General features: G+C 61.6%; 18 protein-coding genes. 16 read left to right on the plus strand and 2 right to left on the minus strand.

Annotation, left to right across the window (positions count from 1 at the left end; genetic code table 11):
• Positions 1-178 precede the first annotated feature (178 nt).
• From PWG15_RS23775 to PWG15_RS36480, 16 genes are all read left to right on the plus strand, one after another.
• Positions 179-1,126: a carbohydrate ABC transporter permease gene (locus tag PWG15_RS23775; protein WP_275026506.1), complete on the plus strand. Its 948-nt coding sequence runs from the start codon at positions 179-181 to the stop codon at positions 1,124-1,126.
• On the plus strand, positions 1,123-2,061 hold the full coding sequence (locus PWG15_RS23780) for a carbohydrate ABC transporter permease (RefSeq protein WP_275026507.1): 939 nt from the start codon (positions 1,123-1,125) through the stop codon (positions 2,059-2,061). The genes PWG15_RS23775 and PWG15_RS23780 overlap by 4 nt, the downstream gene beginning before the upstream one ends.
• Positions 2,058-2,246, plus strand: coding sequence for a hypothetical protein (locus PWG15_RS23785; RefSeq protein WP_275026508.1), 189 nt, complete (start codon positions 2,058-2,060; stop codon positions 2,244-2,246). Before PWG15_RS23780 ends, PWG15_RS23785 begins: the two co-directional genes overlap by 4 nt.
• A gap of 4 nt (positions 2,247-2,250) precedes the next feature.
• A complete protein-coding gene (locus tag PWG15_RS23790; RefSeq protein ID WP_275026510.1) occupies positions 2,251-3,348 on the plus strand; it encodes an ABC transporter ATP-binding protein in 1,098 nt (365 codons plus the stop codon).
• On the plus strand, positions 3,341-4,336 hold the full coding sequence (locus PWG15_RS23795; RefSeq protein ID WP_275026512.1) for an ABC transporter ATP-binding protein: 996 nt from the start codon (positions 3,341-3,343) through the stop codon (positions 4,334-4,336). Before PWG15_RS23790 ends, PWG15_RS23795 begins: the two co-directional genes overlap by 8 nt.
• 10 nt (positions 4,337-4,346) lie before the next feature.
• The gene (locus PWG15_RS23800) at positions 4,347-5,966 is read left to right on the plus strand and encodes a dihydroxyacetone kinase subunit DhaK (RefSeq protein ID WP_275026513.1); all 1,620 of its coding nucleotides are present in this window, start codon (positions 4,347-4,349) and stop codon (positions 5,964-5,966) included.
• 387 nt (positions 5,967-6,353) lie between these two features.
• Entirely contained in the window at positions 6,354-7,403 is a 1,050-nt protein-coding gene (locus PWG15_RS23805) for a LacI family DNA-binding transcriptional regulator (RefSeq protein ID WP_275026514.1), read from the plus strand.
• A gap of 39 nt (positions 7,404-7,442) precedes the next feature.
• Positions 7,443-8,369: an ABC transporter permease gene (locus PWG15_RS23810; protein ID WP_275026515.1), complete on the plus strand. Its 927-nt coding sequence runs from the start codon at positions 7,443-7,445 to the stop codon at positions 8,367-8,369.
• Entirely contained in the window at positions 8,369-9,271 is a 903-nt protein-coding gene (locus tag PWG15_RS23815; protein ID WP_275026516.1) for a carbohydrate ABC transporter permease, read from the plus strand. The genes PWG15_RS23810 and PWG15_RS23815 overlap by 1 nt, the downstream gene beginning before the upstream one ends.
• A 50-nt stretch (positions 9,272-9,321) precedes the next feature.
• On the plus strand, positions 9,322-10,743 hold the full coding sequence (locus PWG15_RS23820; protein ID WP_275026517.1) for an extracellular solute-binding protein: 1,422 nt from the start codon (positions 9,322-9,324) through the stop codon (positions 10,741-10,743).
• Complete coding sequence (locus PWG15_RS23825; RefSeq protein ID WP_275026518.1) at positions 10,733-11,938, plus strand: ADP-ribosylglycohydrolase family protein; 1,206 nt, start codon at positions 10,733-10,735, stop codon at positions 11,936-11,938. The genes PWG15_RS23820 and PWG15_RS23825 overlap by 11 nt, the downstream gene beginning before the upstream one ends.
• Positions 11,939-11,954: 16 nt before the next feature.
• Entirely contained in the window at positions 11,955-14,054 is a 2,100-nt protein-coding gene (locus PWG15_RS23830; RefSeq protein WP_275026519.1) for an ADP-ribosylglycohydrolase family protein, read from the plus strand.
• 30 nt (positions 14,055-14,084) lie between these two features.
• Positions 14,085-15,134, plus strand: coding sequence for an ABC transporter ATP-binding protein (locus PWG15_RS23835; RefSeq protein WP_275026520.1), 1,050 nt, complete (start codon positions 14,085-14,087; stop codon positions 15,132-15,134).
• Positions 15,131-16,348, plus strand: coding sequence for a CaiB/BaiF CoA transferase family protein (locus PWG15_RS23840; protein ID WP_275026521.1), 1,218 nt, complete (start codon positions 15,131-15,133; stop codon positions 16,346-16,348). The genes PWG15_RS23835 and PWG15_RS23840 overlap by 4 nt, the downstream gene beginning before the upstream one ends.
• The gene (locus PWG15_RS23845; RefSeq protein ID WP_275026522.1) at positions 16,345-17,187 is read left to right on the plus strand and encodes an HpcH/HpaI aldolase/citrate lyase family protein; all 843 of its coding nucleotides are present in this window, start codon (positions 16,345-16,347) and stop codon (positions 17,185-17,187) included. Before PWG15_RS23840 ends, PWG15_RS23845 begins: the two co-directional genes overlap by 4 nt.
• A 91-nt stretch (positions 17,188-17,278) precedes the next feature.
• Complete coding sequence (locus PWG15_RS36480) at positions 17,279-17,467, plus strand: hypothetical protein (RefSeq protein WP_342457066.1); 189 nt, start codon at positions 17,279-17,281, stop codon at positions 17,465-17,467.
• A 245-nt stretch (positions 17,468-17,712) separates the two neighbouring features.
• Here the strand turns inward: PWG15_RS36480 and PWG15_RS23850 are convergent, their stop codons facing one another.
• Both PWG15_RS23850 and PWG15_RS36485 read right to left on the minus strand, forming a co-directional pair.
• Entirely contained in the window at positions 17,713-18,828 is a 1,116-nt protein-coding gene (locus PWG15_RS23850; protein WP_275026523.1) for a hypothetical protein, read from the minus strand.
• Between the two features lie 817 nt (positions 18,829-19,645).
• Positions 19,646-20,386 carry a hypothetical protein gene (locus tag PWG15_RS36485; RefSeq protein WP_342457067.1) on the minus strand — a complete coding sequence of 247 codons (741 nt, stop codon included), beginning with the start codon at positions 20,384-20,386 and terminating at the stop codon, positions 19,646-19,648.
• Positions 20,387-20,453 lie beyond the last annotated feature (67 nt).

A 20,453-nucleotide genomic window follows, 5' to 3' on the forward strand; every position in this document is an offset into this window, starting at 1 on the left:
AGTGTGCCATGGCGCGACAAGGAGCCGGGGATTTTCCCCGGTTCTGTCGCCGCCTACCGCATGTTACCTTTGAGCCTAGCCGATCGAAGGGCGAAAACATGCAGGAATTCAAAGTGCTGCAGCGACCTTTGCGTGACCGGCGCGACGCCCGTTGCTGCGGTCAAATGAGGGATTATCCATGCTGAAATCAACAGTGGACCGGGTCGCCGGAGCGACGCCGCACGCCATTGCCAAGCGCGTGCGAGGACTGTCTGACCGCTCGCTGGCCTGGCTGTTCGTCGCCCCGTCCATCGTCCTGCTTCTCGCAGTCAACATCTTTCCGTTGATCTGGACGGTCCGGCTTAGCTTTACGAACTTTCGCGTCAACCGCCCCAATGCCGAGGTCGAGTTCGTCGGGCTCAAGAACTACCTGAGCATCCTGTCCGACAAGGACATCTGGCTGACCATGCAGGCAACGGCCCATTTCCTGATCTGGACGATCGTTCTTCAGGTGCTGATCGGCTTTTCTCTTGCCTACCTGATCAACAAGAAGTTCCGCGGCAACGATCTGTGGACCACGATCATCGTGTTGCCGATGATGCTGAGCCCGGCGGTGGTCGGCAATTTCTGGACGTTCCTCTATCAGCCGCAAATCGGCCTCTTCAACTACGCAGTTGGCTTCCTGACGGGGGCTGATCCGTCGAGTTTCTCGATGATCGGCGACGTGTCGCTTGCGCCATGGGCGATCATCATCGTCGACACCTGGATGTGGACACCCTTCGTGATGCTGATCTGCCTTGCGGGCCTTCGTTCCATTCCGAGCAGCATCTACGAGGCGGCAGAATGCGACCGCGCCAGCAAATGGCGGCAGTTCTGGACGATCACCATCCCGCTGGTGCTGCCGTTCCTGATGCTCGCCGTGCTTTTCCGCGGCATCGAGAACTTCAAGATGTTCGACCTCGTCGTACAGCTGACCGGCGGCGGCCCGGGATCGATCACCGAACTCACCTCGATCAACCTGAAGCGTGAAGCTTTCGAGAAGTGGCGCACCGGCTACGCCTCTGCCTATGCCGTCATCCTCTTTGTCACCGTCTTCGGCCTGGCGTCGATCTACGTCAAAGCCCTGAACAAGGTCAAACAACGATGAGCTATTCCGTTACCGAGCCGTCGCGGCGGCAAAAGTGGTTCGCCGGGATCCTGGTCGTTGGCTACGCGCTGATCACCATCCTTCCGCTTGTCTGGATCATTGCGACGAGCTTCAAATCGCCATCCGACGCGATCGCCTATCCGCCGAAGACCTTCTTCACGCCGACGGTGGAAGGCTATGTCAACGTCTTCACAACGCGGACCCGGCTTACCGAGGAGCAATTGCAGGCGGTGGGCGAGCCGCAGACCTGGTATGACAAACTGGTTCGCAAGGACGGCCTCGTGATCTCCGGTCCGTCGCGCTTTGCCGAGCGCTTCACCAATTCGGTGATCATCGGCTTCGGCTCGACCGTGCTCTGTATCGTGCTCGGCACGGCCGCTGCCTACGCCTTCTCGCGCTTCAAGGTTCCGTTGAAGGACGATCTGCTGTTCTTCATTCTCTCGACGCGCATGATGCCGCCGATCGCCGTCGCCATCCCGATCTTCCTGATGTTCCGGTCGCTGGGGCTGAACGACACCCATGCGGGCATGATCCTGCTCTATACGGCGGTCAATTTGTCGTTGTCGGTCTGGCTGCTCAAGGGTTTCATCGACGAGATCCCGGTCGAGTATGAAGAGGCAGCTCTCATCGATGGCTACACCCGCTTCCAGGCATTCTACAAGGTCGTACTGCCACAGGCGGCCACAGGCATCGCCTCGACGGCCATCTTCTGCCTGATCTTTGCCTGGAACGAATACGCCTTCGCGGTGCTGTTGACCTCGGGCAACGCCCAGACGGCGCCACCCTTCATTCCGACCATCATCGGCGTCAGCGGCCAGGACTGGCCGGCGGTTGCCGCCGGGGCAACGCTGTTCCTCGTGCCGGTCATGGTCTTCACCATTCTTCTGCGCAAACACCTGCTGCGCGGCATCACCTTCGGAGCTGTACGCAAATGACACGATTTTTCAACGGATTGCTGCACTTGCGCCGTGGCGCCTGGGAAATGCTGGCATCGGTCCTGATTGCGGCGGGCGTCTTCATGCTGATGCAGCCCTTCGCTCTCGTGCTCTACTCCTGGTCCTTCGTCATAACCTTGCTGGGCACGGTGATGTTCATCATCGTCAGCCATTTTCCGGAGTAGGCCGATGGCCCAGATCAGAATTCAGAACGTGCGCAAGGAGTTCGGGGCGTTCACCGCGGTGCGCTCCTCGAGCTTCACCATCGAGGATGGCGAATTCTTCATGCTGCTCGGCCCGTCCGGCTGCGGCAAGACGACGACCTTGCGCATGATGGCGGGCCTGGAACTGCCGACGAGCGGTGAGATCTTCATCGATGGCGAAGAGGTCGGGATGAAACCGGCGAGCAAGCGCGACATCGCCTTCGTCTTCCAGATGTTTGCGCTCTATCCGCATATGAACGTGCGCAAGAACATATCCTATCCGCTGGTCAGTCAGGGCCTGCGCGGCGAAGAGGTGAAATCGCGTGTCGCCGAAGTCGCCCGCATTCTCAAGATCGAGAACATTCTCGACAAGCCGGTCGGCGGCCTTTCGGGCGGCGACCGCCAGCGTGTTGCGCTGGGGCGCGCGATCGTGCGGCGCCCGAAGGCCTTCTTCATGGATGAACCGCTCGGCGCGCTCGACGCCGAGTTCCGTGAACACATGGCCGAAGAATTGCGCGCGCTGCACGACCGCATGGGCGCAACCACCGTTTATGTCACCCATGACCAGCTCGAAGCGATGCAGATGGGCGACAAGATCGTCGTCATGAACCACGGCGTCGTTGAACAGTTCGGCAAGCCGCAGCAAATCTACGACTGGCCCGCAACGAAATTCGTGGCTCAGTTCATCGGTTCACCGCCAATGAATTTTCTCGAATTCGAGGGGATGATCGGCGTCGGCGGCGGTGCCATCGATCTCGGCGGCATCGAGGTCAAGGTACCGACGTCGCGCGAAGGACGAGCCGGAAAGCTGACGCTCGGCGTCCGCCCCGAACATGTGAAGTTCGTCAGCGAGGGCGCCTATCGGGGTCGCGTGAGTGCTGTCGAATATCTCGGCACCACCCAGATCGTGACGCTCGCAACGAGCCACGGCGACCTGAAGGCGCGCATTCCGTCGGGCTACCAGGTGCATGAGGGCGAGCAGGTCGGCCTCGAATTCGATGCGAGGACGCTTTCGGTTTTCGACGCGGAAACCGGCAAGGTGCTTTTATCCGACAGCAATCAAGGAGTGCTGGGACATGGCTGAAGTCGTCTTGGAAAACGTGACGAAGACGTTCGCCGGCACCGTTGCTCTCGACAATGTTTCGTTGACGGTCCCCGATGGTTCTTTCGTTGTGCTGCTCGGGCCGACTGGTGCCGGAAAGACGACGACCTTGAGGATGGTTTCCGGCCTCGACACCCCCGATCGCGGTGAGGTCTATATCGATGGACAACCAGTGAGAGGGCTGGCGCCTGCCGAACGCAACGTCGCCATGGTCTTTCAGCAGTATTCGCTCTATCCGCATCTCACGGTTCGTCAGAATCTGGAGTTTCCGCTGAAATCTCCGCTGTTGAGAACGCCGAGGGAAGAGATCGACCGAAAGGTGAGGGAGGTTGCCGAGGTTCTCCAGATCGCGCACAAGCTCGACAACAAGGCGACCGCGCTATCGGGCGGCGAGATGCAGCGTGTCTCCATCGGGCGTGCCCTCGTCCGAGACCCGCAGATATTCCTCATGGACGAACCCTTGAGTTCGCTCGACGCCAAGCTCAGGGCCGATCTTCGCATCGAACTCAAGCGTATTCAGGCAAGGTCGGGCGCAACCCTGCTCTATGTCACCCACGACCAGATCGAGGCAATGACGATGGCGACCCATGTCGGCGTGCTGAATGCGGGCAGGCTCGTTCAGTTCGGCTCGCCGCGCGAGGTCTACGAGCAGCCGGTCAGCGTTTACGCAGCGACGCGCCTCGGACAGCCACGGATCAACGTGCTTCCGGCCGACATTTTCGCCGGCGCTCCCTCAGGCGCGGCCAGCATAGGCCTCAGGCCGGAGCACATCCAGCAGGGTGAGGGGGAGGATGCGCTGGTCAAGCGTGTCGAACATCTCGGCGACCAGACGCGTCTGCACCTGACCTTCAGGAGACACGATCTCATCACCGTCACGGACGCCCACACGCCGCTCAAGGGCGGTGAAACGATCAAAATTCAACCTTCGAAGCCGCTCTACTTCGATGCGGCAGGCATGCGTTTGGCTTAAGGAGCTCGAAATGGCGCAATTCATCAACAAGCGGGAAGATGTCGTTACCGAAGCGATCGACGGCGTTCTGGCCCTGTCCGGCGGCGCGCTCACTCGCCTTGACGGCTATCCGCATATCCGGGTCGTGTTGCGCAGCGACTGGGACAAATCGAAGGTCGCGATCGTGTCGGGCGGCGGCTCCGGTCATGAACCCGCTCATGTCGGCTTTGTCGGACGCGGCATGCTGACGGCCGCGGTCTGCGGCGACGTCTTCGCCTCGCCGAGCGTCGACGCCGTGCTGGCCGGCATTCTCGCCGTGACGGGCCCGGCCGGGTGCCTGCTCGTGGTCAAGAATTACACCGGCGACCGGCTGAACTTCGGTCTTGCGGCCGAGCGTGCCCGTGCCTTCGGGTTGAAGGTGAGCATGGTGATCGTCGGTGACGATATAGCTCTACCGGACCTGCCGCAGGCGCGCGGCGTTGCCGGTACCTTGTTCGTACACAAGATCGCCGGCGCACTTGCCGAACGCGGTGCCGATCTCGACACGGTGACCGCCGCCGCCAAGAAGGTCATTGCCGGCACGCGCAGCATTGGCATGTCGCTGGACACTTGCCGGGTTCCGGGTTCGCCAAAGGAAGAGCGGATACCGGAGGGCAAGGCGGAACTAGGCCTCGGCATTCATGGCGAAGCCGGTGTCGAGCAGATCGACTTTGCAGGCGCCCGCTCGTCGGTTGCGACCATGGCGGAACGGCTGGCGGCGGTCATGGGTGAAGGTCCGCACGTCGCACTGATCAACAATCTGGGCGGCACGTCGGTGCTCGAAATGTCGGTGCTTGCCCACGACCTTATCAATCTGCCGGTCGGCAATAAGATCACTCACGCGATCGGTCCGGCGCCGCTGATGACATCGCTCGACATGCAAGGATTCTCGGTCTCGGTCTTTGCAGCCGATCAGGCAGAACTTGAACTCCTGAAAGCGCCGGTGGCGATTGCAGCCTGGCCAGGTGTGTCAGAGGTTCGGCCGATCGCCATCAACGCCTTGCCGGATGGCCTGACGCCGATCACGCCGATGGCATCCGACCATGGCGCCACGCGCGCGTTCCTGATCGATTGCTGCCGGGTCCTGATCGCCGCCGAGCAGGATCTCAATGCGCTCGATGCAAAGTCCGGCGACGGCGATACGGGCTCGACGCTCGCGGGAGCCGCACGCGCGCTGATCAACGCCATCGATCGGCTGCCACTTTCCGATCATACCCAGCTTCTGCGGGCGATCGGCCAGGAACTGAGCCAGACCATGGGTGGTTCCTCCGGCGTCCTGCTTGCCATTTTCTTCGCAGCCGCCGGCGACGGAGCATCCAGTGGTCTACCGATGCGCGAAGCGCTTCGAACCGGGCTTGCGCGCATGCAGGAGATCGGCGGCGCGAAGATCGGTGACCGAACGATGATCGATGCGCTGTCTCCGGCGCTCGATGCGCTCGGCGACAGCGTGGTCGCCGCAGCGACTGCCGCGCGTACGGGGGCGAATTTCACCTCCACCCTGACACGCGCCAAGGCCGGTCGCGCCGCCTATATCAATGCGAAGCAGCTTGAGGGCCATGTCGACCCCGGCGCCGAGGCTGTCGCCCGGCTGTTCGAGCATCTGGCAGCCTAGTTTGCCGCTACGAGTGGTCATACGCCGCCGAACCGAGCGTTTGGCGGCGTAGGGTATTTGCTCGCTGTCTATCTCTCAACGAAGGCCCGCCACATCTCCCGGTCGGAGCTTGAGACGCCCTGAGGACATGAAGGGAGCATCGAGTGTCCTCAATGTCCGTCAGAGGCTGCAAAGCTAGGGCCGTGACTTCCGCCTCGACAGTGTGTGAACGGGCGATGGGGATTTCGGCCCATGGTCGGCCTTCCCGCACGGGAGTTGGCGAGCCAGCCGCAAAGATCGGGATATTTTCTTCCGCGTCTTGCCAAAGCGTTTTTTATCATGGTAACGTTCCCATGGAGTTCGGGTGATGGTGTGAGAGACATTGCCTGATCTTTGGGAGGAAGCTTTATGAACAACACGACGGGTCGAAGGGCGACCATTATCGACGTTGCCAAACGCGCAGGCGTTTCGAAGAGCACCGTCGCGCGTGTTCTCGGCGGCTCCGCCAATATTTCCGAGGAAGCGCGCGATCGCGTGTTGAAGGCGGTCGCCGCCACCGGCTACGAGCCCAATCAGCTTGCGGTCGGCATGCGCTCGGGCCGGAGCGGCCTGCTCGGCATCGTCATTCCTGATATCACCAACCCGTTCTGGGCCGAAGTTGCGCGCGGCGCGCAGGATCGTGCGGCAAAGGATGATATTTCACTTCTGATCTTCTCGTCCGATTGGGATGCGCACAAGGAGGCGACGCACCTGCGCGCCCTGCGCCGGGCCCGTGTCGACGGAGCGATCATCAATCCAGTTGCCGACAATTTCGACGATCTCGACCGTTTCGGCATGCCCTTCGTCTTCATCGGTTCCAGCGCCGAGCGCTTTCCCGATACGTTGAGCGTCGGCTCTGATATCGCTCAGGCGGTCCGGCTCGGCATGGATATTCTTGTTGAGCGCGGACACCCGGCGCCGGCCTTGATGCTCGGCCCGCGGTCGCGCCTCGCGCGCGCCCGCTTCTTGCGCTCGGTTCACGAGCACTGCATCGCCCGCGATGTCGATCCCGAAGTGCTGCTCGTCGAAGAGTCCGACTATACGGTCGAGGGCGGCCGCAGCGCGATGGCCCGGTTGCTGACGAAGCAGTGGAGGGGAAACCGCGCCGTGTTCGTCGCCAACGACCTCATGGCACTTGGGGCCATGATCGCCGTTCGTGAAGCGGGGCTGAGATGCCCGGAGGACATCTCGATCCTGGGCTTCGACGGTATTCCGGCGGGCGCCTTTTCCTGGCCGGGCCTGACGACCATCGAAAAGCCCGGCCGGCAGATCGGCATTCGTGCTGTCGAATGCCTGATCGACCAGATCGCCGGCGGGCGTCAGCGCGAACGGATCTATCTGCCGTGCCGATTGGTGGAGCGCGGCTCGCTTGCCGACGTTTCGGCCTTGGCACCCGTGCGCGTGGCGGCAGGGAGGTAAACAATGGCGGTAAGCAACGAACTTGTGGTGAACGCAACTATGTCACGAAATGGGAACGTTCCCAAAATTCGACAGGGCCTCTCGAAGGGTGTGCGGCAATGGTGGCCCTATTACCTGATGATGGCGCCCGGCCTGATCTTCTTTGTGATCTTTCACTATTTCCCGATCTGGGAAGCCAAGATTGCTTTCGAGCAGTTGCGCATCATCCCGCCGAATATCTGGGTCGGTATCAAGCATTTCCAGACGCTCTTCTCGTCGCCGATCTTCTGGCAGGTGCTGGCGAACACGCTGATCTTATCGACGATGAAGATCGTCTTCTTCTTCCCGGTGCCGATCATCGTCGCGCTTTTGCTGAACGAGATCCGCGGAGGCGCCTTCCGCAAATTCATCCAGTCGGCAATCTACCTGCCGCACTTCCTGTCTTGGGTGGTCATAGCTGGCGTGTTCATTGCAGTGCTCTCGCCGAGCGACGGCGCGGTCAACGACATCATTGGTTTCTTCGGCATGCAGCCCGTCTCCTTCATGACGGACACCGGCTCGATCCGCTGGGTGCTGGTGTTCTCGGAGATCTGGCGGTCGGCCGGCTGGGATAGCCTGCTCTATCTCGCCGCCATCATTGCCATCGACCAGGAGCTTTATGATGCGGCCGAGATCGACGGGGCGAACCGCTGGCAGAAGATCCGCTACGTCACCATTCCCGGCATTGTGCCGACGATCGCGACGCTCTTCATCCTGAATGCCGGCATGTTCCTGAATGCCGATCTCAACCAGGTGATCAACTTCTCCAACGATGTCGTTCGCAGCAAGATCGATATCATCGACACCTATGTCTACCGCATCGGCCTGCAGACCGGCGAATACTCGCTGGCGACAGCGGCCGGCCTCTTCAAGGCTGTGCTCGGCATGCTGATGATTGTCGCAGCGCACCTTCTTTCCAAACGTCTTACCGGCAAGGGGGTATGGTGATGGCCGCCCACAACGTCCGCAGAACGCCGCTTGAGCGGCTCGAATATGCGATCATCGTCTCGACGCTCATGTTCCTCGTTGTCCTTACGGTACAGCCGCTCCTCAACCTGCTCGCCATTTCGTTCTCCGACCCTGGCAAGGTCGCGGGAATGAGCGGTCTGACGGTGATCCCCAATGGGTTCTCGACCGAGGTCTGGGACCTGCTGATCAACAATTCCGCCGTTCAGCGGGGCCTCCTGAATTCGATCTTCATCACGCTCGTCAGCACCGTGCTCGGTGTCGTGCTGACGGCGCTGATGGCCTGGGCGCTTTCTCGTCCCGGTCTGCCGGGCCGGCGTATCATCTTCGTCTTCGTGCTCGTCACGATCGTCTTTGAGCCCGGCATCATCCCGGATTACTTCATCAACAAGCGCCTCGGCCTGCTCGACAGCTACTGGTCGCTGATCCTCTTCAAGGTCGTCAACGCCTGGTACCTGATCATCCTGGTACGTTTCTTCGAGGAAGTGCCGAAGGAGCTGATCGAGGCCTCCGAACTCGACGGTGCCAATCCGTTCCAGATCTTCTGGTACGTGGCGCTGCCGCTCGCCAAATCGGCGCTCGCGACCATTGCGCTCTTCTACTTCGTCTTCCACTGGAACGAGTTCTTCCGGGCGATGATCTACCTCAACGACCAATCGAAATGGCCGCTGCAGGTGGTGCTGCGCCAGTTCGTGGTCGAGGGCGACAAGCTCGCCATGGTCGGCGTGGTCGACAGCAATAACTACACCGGCGCGAGCCAGATCAACATTCGCGCGCTGAAGGCCGGCATGATCCTGCTCACCATTGCGCCGATCCTGGCGATCTACCCACTCATCCTGAAGTTCTTCACCAAGGGCACCATGAGCGGTGCGCTGAAGGGCTGACGATGTCGAACCGAAACATAAATGGCCAAAGCATATTGGGAGGAACAAACATGCTTGGAAAACTGATCCTTGGCGCAACGACCGCCGTGGCGCTGATGGCGAGTGTGGCGATGCCCGCCTTCGCCGATCCGGTGACAATCCGTGTCGTCTCGAAGGACCTTACAACCAGCAATCCGGACGACGTGAAGCTGATGAAGGCCTATGAGGAGGCGCTGAAGGCCAAGGGCACCGACATCCATATTCAGGTCGTTGACCTGCCGTCTTCGGGCTACGCCGACAAGCTCAGCGCCATGCTTCTGTCAGGCGATATCCCCGATCTCATCTATTTCCAGGGCGGCGACGCAAAGATGGCCGAACAGGGCGTTCTCGAAGACTGGAACAACTGGCTGCCGAAGACGACCTATCTCAAGGACGCACTCTTCCCGCACAATGTCGAGCGGCTGAAGAACTATCCCTACCTGCTCTATGTCTACCCGCCACGCATGCCACAGCCGGTCATTCGCAAAGACTGGCTCGAGAACGCGGGCGTAGCGGCGCCGAAGACCACCGACGACTACGTCACCCTCTTCAAGGCGATCAAGGACGGTGATCTCGACGGTAACGGCAAGGCCGACAGCTACGGCGTCACCACTGCCGACAATACCCAGGAGCTCGATGCGATTTTCAACCAGGCCTTCGGCGTGACCGGCACCTGGCTGAAGAACGATGCCGGCGAATGGATCCATGCACGCGTCTCGGCAGCGGAAAAGGAAAAGATCGCCTTCTACGCATCGCTGCGCGAGCAGGGGCTCTATGACCCGGAGTTCATCACCACCAAGTGGGACGTGAAGGAAGACAAGTTCTACTCCGGCCGCGCCGGCGTGATCTTCGGCTCCTCCGCAGAGGTCATCGACATCTATGGCGGCAAGATGCGCCAGGCTCACCCCGACGTGACGCTGAGCCTGCTGTCGCCGCCGAAGGGACCAGCCGGCCAGGGCCTGATGGCACTCGACGTTTCGAAGGAATCCCGTGGCCTCGCCATTGCGACGACCTCCGAGCACAAGGAAGAGGTGGTCAAGCTCCTCGATTTCATCGCCAGCCCCGAGGGCCAGGCGATCGAACGTCTCGGGTTTGAAGGCGAGCAGTACACCAAGGACGGCGAGACCATCAAACCGACCGACAAGCTCGCCACCTGGTATGCCCGCTTCCTCGTTGCCGCAAACTGGCAGCCGCCGGTGCAGTGGCTGAGCGAGGCCGCGCAGCAATCGCTGAAGACGATCTCGGTCGACTTCAAGCCGGACAACGCCTTCGTCTGGCCTGCCGAATACGCCACCGACATCGATGCTACGGAAAACGTCTACCGGGCCTGGGTGTACAAGTTTGTCTCCGGCGAAGCGAAAATGGACCAATGGGACCAGTTCGTTTCGGAGTGGAACGCTGCCGGCGGCGAGAAAATGACCGAATATGCAAGGACGGTTCTCAATGACAAATGATGCTGCAGGGCTCTCCCTCAAGGGACGGGTCCGGGCGCTTCTCTTTGGCGTCGCTTACGGCGACGCCATCGGGGCGCCGGTCGAAAAACTCTCCGCCGCGGAAATTCGCGAGCGCTATGGCCGGGTCACGTCGCTCGATACCGAGTGGCACCGGATGAAGCAGAGCGAAGCAGCCCGCAACGGCCGTGTCCGTGGTGGCGGCATCGTCACCGACGACACGCTGATGACGCTCTGCGTCATGTCGATATACGACGACGTAAAGCGTCACCTCGATGCCTGGGACATGGCTTCCGGCATGGTGCGCGAGATCGCCTGGACGCCGCGTTGGGTGCCGGAATTGCAGCGCGAAACGATGCTGATCGAGCGTCTGTTCTATCCGGAAAAATGGATCTTCCAGCGCCACCAGCTCTCCGGTTGCGACCCGCGACAGGGTGGGGTCGGCAACATGGTGAACTGCGGCGCAGCCATGTACATCGCGCCGGTCGGCGTGGCGAATGCCTGCGATCCGAAGGCTGCCTATGACGAGGCAATCGCTTTTGCCTCCGGACATCAGCAGAGTTTCGGCCTCGAAGCCGCCGGCGTGCTCGCAGCTGCCGTTGCCGCCGCCTTCGTACCGGGAACCTCGCTCGACACAGTCATCGAGGAAACGCTTGCCGTTGCCAAGGACGGTACGCGCAATGCGATCGCCGATATCGTGGCCGCCGCGCGCTCATTGAGGGGCGCAGAGCACCAGACGGTCGTTGCCGAGTTCCATCGGATCATCGCCCGCTATTCGCCGATGGGCGACAACGTGCAGCATACGCCGCAGAAGGCAGGCCTTGCCACGGACGCCTACCAGCCGTCGCGCCTGCATTCGATCGAAGAGTTGCCGCTGGCGCTCGGCTTCGCCGTCGTCAATGACGGGGACTTCTACAAGACGATTGTCGACGGCATCAATTCCGGCCGCGATACGGATTCGATCGGCGTCATGGCCGGTGCGATCCTCGGCGCCATGCATGGCGAGCGCATCATTGACCTGGCGATGGCCTCCCAGCTCGACCGCGTCAACAGGCTCGATCTCTTCCGATCGGCCGATGCCTTCACCGAAACGGTGACCAAAATGCAGACGGCCGATCGCAGCCGAGAAACAGTGCGGGCGCAGGCGCGCGCGGGGCTCTTTGCTGCCTGCGAACTCACCCAGGTTTCCAGTCTCTAGTTTTCGAAAGTATCCGATGCTCAGCACCACAGAAATCTTCGAGCGTATCTATTCCGGCTTCATTGGCAAGGCGATCGGCGTGCGCTTGGGCGCGCCCGTCGAGCCGACGATCTGGAGCTACGAACGCATCCGGGACACCTATGGGGAGGTGACGGAATATCTGCGCGATTTCAAGAATTTCGCTGCCGACGACGACACCAACGGTCCGGTCTACTTCATCCGGGCGCTGCGCGATTATGGCCTCGGCGCGACAGCCGAAGAGGTCGGCAAGACCTGGCTGAACTACGCGGCCGAGGAACACGGCATGTATTGGTGGGGCGGCTTCGGCAACTCGACCGAGCATACCGCCTACCAGAACCTTCGGGCCGGCATCCCGGCGCCGCAGTCCGGCTCGATCGCCCAGAACGGCACCACGGTTGCCGAGCAGATCGGCGGTCAGATCTTCATCGACAGTTGGGGCTGGGTGCATCCGGCCGACCCGAAGGCGGCGGCCGAAGCGTCCGCGCGTGCCGCAAGCGTTGCCCATGACGGCGAGGGGCTGCATGGCGCCCGTTTCTGCGCCGCGGCGATTGCTGAGGCCTTTATCGCCAAGAGCATCGAGGACGTCATCGAGACGGGCCTGGCGACGATCCCGGCGGATTCCCTCTATGCCAAGGTTTCTCGCGCTGTACTCCGTTTCCACGACCACACCCCGAATGATTGGCGCGCCTGCCGCGACATGCTGACCGCCAAATGGGGCTATGACCGCTATCCGGGCGTCTGCCACATCATTCCGAACGCCGGCGTTCTCGTCATGGCGCTGATCTATGGCCAGGGCGACCTGCCGCGCACCGTCGAGATCGCGACCATGGCGGGCTGGGACACCGACTGCAATGCAGGCAATGCCGGTGCAATCGTCGGCACCCTGCAGCAGGTGCAAGCGGGTTGGGACAAGTACCGCAAGCCGATCAACGATTTCGTCGTCGCTTCCGGTGTTACCGGTTCGATCAACGTCGTCGACATACCTTCCTTTGCGCGCGAACTGACCGTGCTGGCGCTCCGTCTCCAGGGGCGGGAGGTTCCGGCGCTGTGGGTCGAGGATTTCGAGCGCCGCGGCGTGCGCTTTGACTTCGACGCTCCCGGCGCCACCCATGGCTTCCGCACCGAGCCGTTCAATCAGATCGCCGTCAAGGCATCATCGGAGCGCCATACTGAGAATGCCAAGGGGGCGCTGGAAATCCTGCTCGACCGGCTTGAACGTGGCCAGGGCGGCCGGATCTTCTGGAAGCCTTTCTATCGCCGCTCCGACTTCGACGACGAGCGCTACCGTCCGATGTTCACGCCGCTCGCCGACGACGGCCAGACCGTGAAGTTCAAGCTCTGGCTTGACCCGTGGAACGGCGACGGCAATCTGCGCGTGGCACCCTATGTTCGTCGCGCCATGAGCGGCGCCATCCAGGAAACCGGCGCGTGGCTCGTCCCTTCGGCAAGTGGCTGGCAGGACTATGCGTTCACCATCCCCGATGGCAGTGGCGAGGCGGTCGACGAGATCGGCATCCTGGTCGAATATTTCGGTCGCTTGAAGTTCCTCGGCCGGCTGTTCCTTGCCGATTTCTCCGTGTCTGGCACAGGCCGCGTCGTCATCGACCCGACCAAGGAAGCCCATGAATGGGGCGGCATCACCCGCTTCACCTGGAACCGCGGCCATTGGAGCCTGCAGCAGGGGCGCATCCATGCCCATACCGCCACCGACGCGGATGCCTGGACCGGCAATGCCTATCTCCGTGACGTGAGCGTAAAAGCGGAGGTTCAGCCGCTCTCCGGAGCCTCGCATCTGGTGGTGGCGCGCGCTCAGGGAACAAGCCGCTTCTATGCGGCCGGGTTTGAGAATGGCGAAGCTGTGATCCTTCTGGAAGACCACGACACGAAGATCCTCGCTCGCAGCCCGTTCCGCATCGAATACGGCCGGAGCTACGCGGTCGACCTCACTGTCGAAGGCGGCAGACTGACGCTTGCCGTTAACGGCGAGCAGGTGCTCAAGGCGGAGGATGCAACGTTGCGCTACGGCATGGCCGGCCTGCGCATGGCCTCGGCCGGACGCATGTCGATCGGTCGGCTCGAGGTCGCCGAGCGCTGAGCGCGCGACGCGGAAAGGAAGGGAGGAAACATGTCCGAGATAGAGCTCAGAAGTGTCGCCAAGAGCTATGGTAGTGTCGCCGTGCTCAACAACATCTCGCTGGATATGAGCGACGGCGAATTCGTCGTGCTCGTCGGCCCTTCGGGCTGCGGCAAGTCCACGTTGTTGCGCATGATCGCCGGGCTGGAGGATATTTCAGCCGGCGAGATCACCATCGGCGGCAAGGTCGTCAACGACATGCCGGCCAAAGAGCGTGACATCGCCATGGTCTTCCAGTCCTACGCGCTCTATCCGCACATGAAGGTCGCCGAAAACATGAGCTTCGCGCTGAAGCTTGCCGGTGCGCCGAACGCGGAGATCCAGAAACGTGTGACCGAGGCAGCCGAAATCCTCGGCCTGGAAAAGCTGCTCGACCGCCTGCCGCGGGAACTCTCCGGCGGCCAGCGCCAGCGTGTCGCCATGGGCCGTGCCATCGTGCGCGACCCGCGCGCCTTCCTCTTCGACGAGCCGCTCTCCAACCTTGATGCCAAGCTGCGCGTGAAGATGCGCGGCGAGATCAAGAAACTGCACCAGCGGCTGCGCCGGACGATGGTTTACGTCACCCACGACCAGACCGAGGCCATGACCATGGCCGACAAGATCGTGGTGATGAACGGCGGCAGAATAGAGCAGACGGGCGCGCCTCTCGAACTCTACAACGACCCCGCCAACCTCTTCGTTGCCGGCTTCATCGGCTCGCCAGAGATCAACCTCATCGAGGCGATCTCCGAAGGCTCGACGGCATTGACCCGCGGCGGCGTCTCGCTGCCGCTTGGAAGGAAGGTGCAGCCGGGGACCCGGGTCGTCTGCGGCATCCGCCCGCAACATGTCACGCTTGGAGCAGCGGGCGTGCCGGGCCGCATCAGCCTGGTCGAGCCGACCGGCGAGGATCAGGAAATCGTCGTTGCCATGGGTGGGGAAGATATCTCGGTCGTCGTCCACGGCGGCAGGCTGCTTTCGGCAGGGGACGATGTGATGCTTACGATCGATGCCGACAAGGTTCTGCTCTTCGACAAGGACACCGGGGAGCGCATTCGATGAGCGGATTTGCCAAGCGACAGTTCGATCCCGCTGCCCGGGGGCCGCTTGCCGGTACCAGGGTGCTGGATCTTTCCCGCCTTGTCGCCGGCAACATGCTGTCGCTGCAGCTTGCCGATCACGGCGCCGATGTCATCAAGATCGAGCCGCCGGCCGGTGACCCGCTTCGGGACTGGAAGGACGATGGTCAGTCGCTCTATTGGAAGACCTATAGCCGCAACAAGCGTTCCGTCGTCCTGAACCTTCGCCAGGAGGCGGCCATGGCCGCCCTCTGGGCGTTGATCGAGACGGCTGACGTCTTCATCGAGAATTTCCGGCCCGGAACGCTGGAGCGCATGGGACTGTCGCCGGAACAGTTGCATGCCCGCAACCCCAACCTGATCATCGTGCGCATCTCGGGCTTCGGTCAGACCGGGCCCTACGCGCAATTCCCAGGCTTCGGGACGATCGTCGAAGGCATGAGCGGATTTGCCTACCGCACAGGCTTTGCCGACCGCGAACCGGTGCTGCCGCCACTGGCGCTCGCCGATATGATCGCCGGCGTCTACGGAAGTTCCGCCACTGTGACAGCGCTGCTTGCACGCGACCGCGGATACGCGAAGGGGCAGGTGATCGACCTGTCGTTGCTGGAACCGATGTTTTCCGTGCTCGGCCCGGAGGCAGCGATCTATCAGACGACCGGCAGGATCAAGGAACGCGTCGGCAGCGCCTCCAACACTGCGGCGCCGCGCAATGTCTACCGCTGCCGCGACGGCAAGTATGTGGCGCTGTCCGGGTCGACACCCCAGGTTGCCCGGCGGATTTTCGAGATCATCGGTCGCGCCGACATGAACGGGGACCCGCGCTTCGCGACCAATTCGGAGCGCGTCAAGAACCGGGACCTGGTCGATGCGGCCGTTGGCGGCTGGTTTGCCGGGCACGATCACGACGAGGCGCTGAAGATCATGCGCGACGCCGGCGCGACGGTTGGGCCGATTTACAACATCGCCGATGCCGCTGCCGATCCACATTTCGCCGAACGCGAAATCATCGTCGACGTGGAGGATGCGGAGTTCGGCAGCCTGCCCATGCACAACATCGTGCCGCGGCTTTCAGAAACGCCGGGTGTCTGGCGAAGACCGGCGCCCGCACTTGGAGAACATACCGCCGAGGTTCTGAGCGAAGCCGGGCTGGATGCAAGCGCAATCACCCTCATTTTGAAGGGCGAGGCGTCATGAGGTTGCGGTCTTTCCTCTATGTCCCGGCCGCGTCCGAACGCTTCATCGCCAAGGCGCATGAACGTGGTGCCGACGCGATCGTCCTCGATCTCGAAGATTCCGTCGCCGACGGTGAAAAGCAGGCGGCACGTGCCGGACTTGCGCAGTCGGTCCCCATGGCTGGTCGAAGCGGCGCAAAGGTGTTCGTACGGATCAATGCAGAACCGGAAATGCAGAAGGCTGATGCCGAGGCCGCTTGCCGCGCGGGAGCCTTCGGCCTTTTCATCGCAAAGGCTCGTTCGCCGGAGCAGGTGCACGCGCTTACCGAACAATTGGAAGCGACCGAACGCGAACTCGGGCGCGAACCGCTTGTCTTCGTCGCGCTGTTGGAAGATGCCGGCGCGGTGTTGGACGCGAGATCAATTGCCGCCTGTCATCGTATTTTGGGGCTGATAGCCGGCGGCGAGGATATCGCTACGAGCATGGGGGCCGAACCGCTCCCCGAGGTGTTGAGACTGCCGAAGCTGCTCGTGCACCTTGCGGCAAAGGCTGAAGGCAAGTTGTCCTTCGGCACTTTGACGACCGTTGCCGACTATCAGCAGCGCGATACCCTTGAAGCTGCTGCCCGCGAGGCAAGCCGCCACGGCTTCGACGGCGCAACCTGTGTCCATCCCTCTGCAGTGCCGATCATGAATGCAGCATTCTCGCCCAGCGAAGAAAAGGTCGCCTGGGCCCGCTCCGTGCTGGACGCTGCGGCAGTCGCTGCCGCTGAAGGCAGGGGCTCCTTCCTGGTCGGCGACAGGATGGTAGATGCGCCGATCGTCGAGCGTGCCAGGCGTATCCTGCAGAAAATCGACTAGGGCATAGCCGGAAACAGCTGCTGGATTTCATCGCTTCCTTCGGAACCAAACCAGCCTTGCAACGTTTTGCTCTGATAAGGGGAGGCGCAGAATGAAACACACGGATGTTCGTACAGTCGATAATTCCCAGGCAAAGCATATCTGGGATGTGGCGGATTATTGTCGGCGCACCGGCATTCACAAGACCGAGGAACAGCGTCTGATAAAGGTCCTTGGCCGATATGCGACGAGCCACGAACTACAGATAAATATTGTCCGCGTTCAGACGCGCATACGCTGAACGCTTGAAAAAGGACTTTAACGGGGCGGAACGATCGTTCCGCGCGCGTTGTCGCTTTGCGTTCGGTGATCTGTCGCCAAGCTAACCCGTCGCTGCGAGTAATCTCGCATGTCAGAGCTCAACGCATCGGCGTGATCCGGTTTCGGAGCGCCAAGAATTCCGCGGCTTGGCGCCGGTCTATCCAGAACTAACCGGGCAAGACCGTTATGCACGAAAGATTTCAACTTGGTGCGAGAGCCGGCTCTTCAGCCGAAGTGGCCAGCGATCAGTCGGCACCAATGCTCTCCGGCAATTCCGTTGAAGAAGCCCTGTCCGTCGCGGCAGGCCTGGACGATTGCCGGGTCGCGGGAGTGGAGCACGGCCGAGGCTACGTGCAGGAAGGCGATCCGGCGTCCGAGCATTGCCTCCATGAGTGCCGGCTGCGTCCGACCGCGCAGACCGGGAAGCCCGCGCCTGGATGCGTGATCGATGAGACAGTCGATGACCGGGCCGGCTTGGCCCGGCAGTGCCAGCAACTGTAGCACCCGCCCGATTCCACCCGCCTTGGCGTAGTAGGCAAACGTACCGACGAGCGCGCCGGTGCGAGCGGTGACCAGGGCATAGACGAGCTCGCCCTGTTCGGGCTTTTGCTCCGCATCGCCGAGGATGTAGTCGAGTTGCCCTTCGGCCCATTCGGGGCGAAGCGGAAACTGTGCGATGAAGCGATCGACCACAGCGGCAAAGCCGTTGCGGTCGGTCTCCTGCGTCGTTAAACCGGTCTGGTTGGTGCCGGTCGCCGACACTGCGGACCAGCGTTGCTCACCAGGCGCCATCCACTTGCGGTAGACGCTGTCAGCGGCTTGCGCGAAGGGTGCGGCAAGCCGCGCAAGCTTGATGCGGCTCGACGCGACGCTCAGGCTGAAGGACGCCGGTCGGATGACCCGCACCCAATCGAGACTGTATTGCGGCAGGACGACGCCGCGAAGACGCGTCCACATCTGCGCGGAGACGTCGCTTGCGGTCTCGCTGAAAGAGAGATCCTGAGGGCCGGCCAGAAAGGCCTTGAGGATGCGGGCGCCGGCCAGGGGGTCGTTCTCGTGATCTTCCACCATCAGAGAGCCGCAAATGGCCGCGCGCAGGCGGCGGCCATTCAGGACCATCGGCAGGACGTTGACGCCGACAAAGCCGGAAATGACACCCCTGTCGTTGACGTGCACCAGCGGGCGGATCTCCGGATCGCAGCCGGGTGCATCGAGGTAGAGATGCTGCATATAGGGGGCAAGCGTGGGAGGCGGCGTGCGCTGGTCGTTGCGGAACACCCGCTGAAACATGCCCGCGATCGCCGGGATGTCTGCGCGTTCGAGCGAACGGACTTCGCTCATTTGGGCTCGCTTCCTGGTCCATGACCACAAACACACGCAGGATGAGCCGGCCCGCGCCCGCTCTCTTCGTTCAAAACGCTTTTTGGATGTAGACTTTGACTTCGCATGCGACGTACTGGTTCTACGAGACGACGGAACTTATCGGAAACGCGGTGTTGATCTTCAAAGTCGGATCGGCTGCACTTAGGTTTATCGATAGTGTTGCAGGTGCATGATAGTGGTTGAATCCTTGGTCGTAAATGCTCCTGCGGGAAGCAGAGATGACAAGGGCAGGTTCGCTTCTTAATTGATGCGCCTGCGAGCAGCTAATTGTGGCCCAGAGTGGCCCGGAAGGGCGTCACGGGCAACTCTGGGACCACTTTTGCGGCCGTGGCGGTGGATGACGCCATGGTTGCATTAGGATATTCTGAGATTTAATCGTGCGACAAGCCAAGTAAGACCTTTGCCGGCTTAAGTCAGACTAAGGTCCTATGGAGGCAGAGTTCCCGACAACGGGGCCAAGAGATATGTCTTGTGCAACTGGCACCGGCCGCTGGCTCGTAAAACGCCATGGCGCTGTTATTTAAGCGCTCCTGACCAGGTCGGGATCCCCGAAACGAATAAGAGAACGAAAGCGATGGACGACATCGCAACTAAGACCTTTGCCGGAAGGCGTGGGACTGAGGTCCGATGGCCGAAACTTTCACGCTGCATTAAACTTTAAGGCACTCTTCGATTTGGCGCAGCTGGCGGTGCCGGCGCTCATTGAGGGGGCCGGAGCCCGAGTGTTTTGTCGCAGAAACAATTGTCGAAGGCGCCTTCGACCTTATTCCTCACCTCACCGGCTCCCTCGTTGGAGCCGTCTTTTTGTTCCGACCCAGTGGTTGTCAATGATGTAGCTGTAAAGGTCCCGGACAACCGAGCCGCTGCACCCGCCATCAGCCATATCGCCTTCTCGGACCTTGGTCTGGTGCAGGTAAGACAAATGTCCGACCGCTCTGAGGAAAAGGTCCTGCGGCTGGGCGATCTCTGTTAACGCGAGTTGACCGAGCGTCTCGATCGAGGGCACAGTCAGTTGGTTACCGGTCGCGCCGTGCGCGCAGTGCGCACGAAAACAGCGCCAGGAGATATTATGATCACGCGTCGGATTTTTCTGACGGCCTTCTGGCCCGCAGTCTGCACGGTTTCCATCGCATTGCCCTACAGCCCCGTCTTGACGGACGCGGGGCTTTCGCTCGTCAAGACGGCCGCTTTCGCCAACAATGGCAACGGTGGCGGCGGCGGTGGGAACGGTGGTGGCAATGGCGGCGGAAACGGCGGCGGCGGAGGCGGTGGGAACGGTGGTGGCAACGGCGGCGGAAGCGGCGGCGGTCGCTCCAATTCCAGCAGTGAGCGTTCCAACAGTTCCGACCGCGGGAAGGCAAAATCCAATGCGAACGATGTCGGTATTCGCCACGAAGGCGGCATTACCGAAGAAATTGCGAATGGCCGTTACATCATGAAGGATGCCCGCGGACGTATCATCGTCAATCGCCGCGCCACTGCAAACGATAGAAAGCGCATAGATTCGTTCCTGCATTAAGCAGTGGTCGGCCCTGCTTTAGGCAAAAAGGGCACACAAGTCCCGATGTACTGTCCTCGTCGAG

Origin of the sequence: Ensifer adhaerens, assembly GCF_028993555.1 — a bacterium.
In the GTDB taxonomy this organism is placed as follows: domain Bacteria; phylum Pseudomonadota; class Alphaproteobacteria; order Rhizobiales; family Rhizobiaceae; genus Ensifer; species Ensifer adhaerens_I.